Here is a 4,188-nt window from a genome sequence, read left to right on the forward strand (position 1 = left end):
TTGCCGACGCTGATCGTCAGGCAGCCGACGGTATAGCGCGCCTGCACCTTGTCGGAGTCGGCCGTCCGGGGCAGCAGATCATTCTGCGGCGCGCTCGGCAAGCATCGCGTTCGGCTGCGCTCGCCGCGCGGCTTTCCGGCCGAGACGTCAGGCAGGATGGCAGAGGTCGCCCGACCCGCCATTGAAAACAATATGGCGCTCATGCGTGTCGAAAGAGGTGGTTCTTCGCGGGGACAAGGCCTGTTCGTTGGTACCACGATAGCGGACGATCGGATCTGCGCGCGGAACTCGAGGTCGTCTTCGCAATCTGTTTTCAGTCGCACGCCCTATCAAATCACGCCCACCGTGAATCCAATTTCGAAGGCGGTGCGATTTGAGATACGGACTGCTGCTCGCGCAGAAGCTCGGCTGCGGCTTCGCCGATTCAGTAAGCACGCTGAAAATACATTCCGCTCGCTAATCCTCACTTCAACACCCTCTTATGGCATGTTCCAAGGTCTCCTGCGAAACCGGCTTCAGCAGATATCCGTCGAACATTTCCAGCTCGGCGTCATTTAGATTTGCTCGCCCCGACAAGGCAACGGCAAAGCTCGCGACCGTCGCCGTCCGGAAGTCCTATATCGAGGAAAATAGCGTCATATGTGTTTGCAGAAGTCAGCGCGAGTGCGGATTGGCCGTCATGCGCGACGTCGGGGTCGTGACCAATTGAAACCGCGATAGCTGCGAAAGCGTCAGCGAGCGGAGGCTCATCCTCGACGAATAAAATGCGCATAACACATCCCACCCTTAATCACTTTGCGATGCGGACCCGAGCGCCGCTAAACGGGAGAGCGGATGCCGGCTCGAGAGCGAAGCTCAACGCCTCGAACGGTCAGGTCGCGATTCCTTGTCTGATATTCAGCATGTTCCCGAAGCCATGCGACGCCACGGACCGCTACCGACTGACGTATATCGGCACAAGCAATCCCGTCACGCGCGATTTCGGCGCTCCATTGGGCCGGCTCGCCGCTGGCTTTTGCGCCCGTGGTACACAAACAGAAGATGCACTCGTGGAAAGCCGTAGCTGCCGATCTTCTGAAGGGCGGCCGGTATCTCCTTAAGAAAGCGCGTTTCCGGGAGCACGCCGCCCCGATGCTCCGGATAAGCGAAATGCCACCGGCCAAGGACTCGCTGTCCACCTGATCCTCTCAGATCGGTTAGTGTTCCTGTCGCTTCAATGTTTCGAAGCACCTATGGTCTGACCTCGATGCACTTCAGGGCATCCCGCCTAGCGACGGCGAGATGATGCTGCCCGGCTCACTTTCGGGGGGGCCACTGTCCGTGGATGCTACGCGCGTGGAAAGCGGCGGATGATTGCGCGCGCACACGTCGACGGGATCGGGGCCGAGGCATTGCTGAAACGCATCGGCGGTACCTTTCGATTCGAACGCATAAATGGTTCCATCGACTTTCACTTCGCTATCTGAGATGCGTGCTGCACTGATCGTCGTCATAGCTTTCCGCCTCACTGAAGATGTATGGTTCGAGTGATGAAGCATCAAGCGCTCCTGCGTAAGCATGGGTCGAAAAGCACCGCACCAACCGGGAAGTCATGGCGGTGCTCAAATGCATTCTCGATCGCAATTTCGAAAAAAGGCGTCGCCACGAATTCGGAAGGGGATGCGCGCGAAGTTTGGTGCGTCGCGGCGCATTCACACTCCGAGAAAATCGGACCGCAACTCGAACCCCGAGATACAAGCCGCAGTTCCCCTGACGGCAAGATGCGGATCGCCCGATACCGCCTGGTACGAGCCGTGGAGACCTACATGCAGCGCAGCCAAAGAATTGCGGCGCGCCCGACAAAGCGAGCGACGTAGGCGATAACGGGCCTTGCAATTGCGTAAGCCCGCCCTGCGCGGGACAGTGGAAACGCCCTGTGCTTTCAGGGACGTGCGTCTCTTCAGGTTGGCGGGCGTTCTTCGGCCCTCGCGTCAACGAGTTTCATTAGCCTGCGCGCATCGAACGGCGCCTGCACTTTTTTGTCGTTGTCGAAATAGCAAAAAACATCCCGGCTTGAGCGTCGGGCCGGTTGCACCTTCGAAATTAGGGCGGCGTCGTCTGGCTGCCCTCCCGCCGCCCACATTTGGATGCGGCTTGCCCAGTGTGCGAGCGCATCTTCGCTGTACGAGCCCCCGTAAAGCGTCTCTGTGCCGTGCAGGCGCAAGTAGACGAAATCGGCAGTTACGTCCTCCAAGTGCGGCCATCCCGCCACGGAGTCGGACACCACCAACGCGGTGCGGTACTTCCGCAAAAGGCGCGCAAACTCGGCTGTGCAAAAGCTCGAGTGTCGAATTTCGATTGCATGCCGCAGCCGCCCGCGTCCCGATACATCAAACCAGGGCGTCTTCACTCTTGAATCGTGGTGCCGAGAAAGGCTTGCGGCTTCGTTGAGCGTTCGGGGCAGAAACGCTAGGAATGCATCGAAGCGGTCCGGCTGGAATGAGTATGTCGCAGGAAACTGCCAGAGGAATGGCCCCAGCTTCTCGCCAAGCGCGAGCACCCCGGAGGCAAAGAAATTCGCGATCGCGGACCGCGCTGACTCGTCTCGGAAACGCAGCATGTGCGTGAGATAGCGCGGTCCCTTCACTGCGAATACGAAGCCGGACGGCGTGGCATCGTACCACTTGCGATAGCTTTCGAGCGACTGCAGCAAGTAGTGAGATCCGTTGATCTCGATAGTGTTCACTTCGCGAGAGGCGAACTCCAATTCCCGCACCTGCGGAAGTCGGGGCGGGTAAAAGACGCGGCGCCATCCGTCATAGCGCCAGCCCGAGATGCCAATGCGGACCATAGCGGGTGCTTCCTCAATCTGCGCTGCGCCGAAAATTCTCGCCAGCGCGGGCTGGACTGTAGCGGCTTGGCGCTAGCACACTGCGCAACAATTCAAGCGCGAGTTTCGCTCGCCATACGGCTGCCGTCGACGCGAAATGAGCGTATATGCTCATCGCCGCTCCTGAGAACGCCTGACCACACTTAGCGAATTGAAAAGCTGCGGGATGCGAGACAGTGCATACAGTGCTGCGGTATATCTATTCTCGCTTCGTTCGCCGCTGAATCTTTTTGTCTCGCTAACTGTAAGCACCTTGCCGTGGTATCCGCGGAAACTCCATGCGAAGCATTGAATTCCTGCGGGCGGCCCTCCGGAACGAGACCTGTCTGCGGCACCTGTGTTGGCGACTGCGATGTCTGCGGCACATGCTTCCTGAGCTAGCGTCCCTTCGGACATCTCGCGGGAGACTTCCTCGCTGGTGAGGCCGAAACGATCCATGGTTTCCTGCGGCACGCCGAGAAACCCAGCCTTTCCCGACGGCGAATACGCGACAAACCCGACGTCCAAGCAACCACCGCTTCCTGGAACCTCCGCGAGCATCGAAGCGATTTGCCCGGCGGTGCAGGATTCGGCCGTGGCAAGCTTGAGCCCTCTTGAGGGTGAGGAAGCCTACTGCATCGCGCGGAATGTTCATCGCGTGGGCTGTTCGTGAAGTGGCCAGAAAAACGGACCCGCAGGAGCCCGCCGGCGTTAGCGAGCTGTACCGGGTACGGTCTCGTCGTCTGGATCGAGCGGACTTGCTTAAGCCATCGCGCGCCCTGTCGGGCCCGTCGAACACTGATTGCCTTCTGCGCAGCAAGTCTCATACCACCGCGCGACAGTGGACAAAGTCGGAATTCGGTTTCCACGCGCGCGCCGGATCAGGCTGGCCTGCCGATTGCTGAAGCAGCATACGACATCTCCGTATTTAGAAAACGAAACAACGATGGAGGACCGATATGACGACGCATTCTATTCCAGCGCCGCCGCTGCCGGACCAGCAGCAGGACCGGCAGCCTGGCCTGACCGCGCCGATGAACCCCCAACCGGACCACGGCGAAAAGAGCTATCGGGGCAGCGGGCGTCTTGCCGGCAAGGCCGCGCTGATCACGGGCGCGGACAGCGGCATCGGGCGCGCGGTGGCGATCGCATACGCGCGCGAGGGCGCGGACGTCGCGATCTCGTATCTCGACGAGCACGACGACGCGAAGGAAACTGCGCGCTGGGTCGAGGAGGCGGGACGCCGCGCGCTCGTCCTGCCCGGCGACATCACCGACCGCGCGCACTGCCGCGCGCTGGTGGCGAAGACGGTCGAGGCGTTCGGGCGCATCGACGTGCTC

5 protein-coding genes and 1 pseudogene are annotated in these 4,188 nt (G+C 60.4%); 1 reads left to right on the forward strand and 5 read right to left on the reverse strand.

Features of this window, described 5'->3' with window-relative positions:
• From BG61_RS43820 to BG61_RS41125, 5 genes and pseudogenes are all read right to left on the reverse strand, one after another.
• On the reverse strand, positions 1–203 hold a 203-nt coding region (locus BG61_RS43820), incomplete at its 3' end, for an Hsp20/alpha crystallin family protein (RefSeq protein ID WP_206540640.1).
• A gap of 347 nt (positions 204–550) precedes the next feature.
• Positions 551–772, reverse strand: coding sequence for a response regulator transcription factor (locus BG61_RS44795; protein WP_193788610.1), 222 nt, complete (start codon positions 770–772; stop codon positions 551–553).
• A gap of 481 nt (positions 773–1,253) precedes the next feature.
• Entirely contained in the window at positions 1,254–1,493 is a 240-nt protein-coding gene (locus BG61_RS37785; RefSeq protein WP_035943318.1) for a hypothetical protein, read from the reverse strand.
• A gap of 446 nt (positions 1,494–1,939) precedes the next feature.
• Entirely contained in the window at positions 1,940–2,830 is an 891-nt protein-coding gene (locus BG61_RS37790) for a DUF72 domain-containing protein (protein ID WP_035943320.1), read from the reverse strand.
• Between the two features lie 150 nt (positions 2,831–2,980).
• A pseudogene (locus BG61_RS41125) lies at positions 2,981–3,503 on the reverse strand (CinA family protein).
• Positions 3,504–3,807: 304 nt separating this feature from the next.
• Between BG61_RS41125 and BG61_RS37795 the strand changes: the two are divergent.
• The coding region (locus BG61_RS37795; RefSeq protein ID WP_035943322.1) for an SDR family NAD(P)-dependent oxidoreductase at positions 3,808–4,188 on the forward strand (381 nt) is incomplete at its 3' end.

Origin of the sequence: Caballeronia glathei (assembly GCF_000698595.1) — a bacterium.
Taxonomy (GTDB): domain Bacteria; phylum Pseudomonadota; class Gammaproteobacteria; order Burkholderiales; family Burkholderiaceae; genus Caballeronia; species Caballeronia glathei.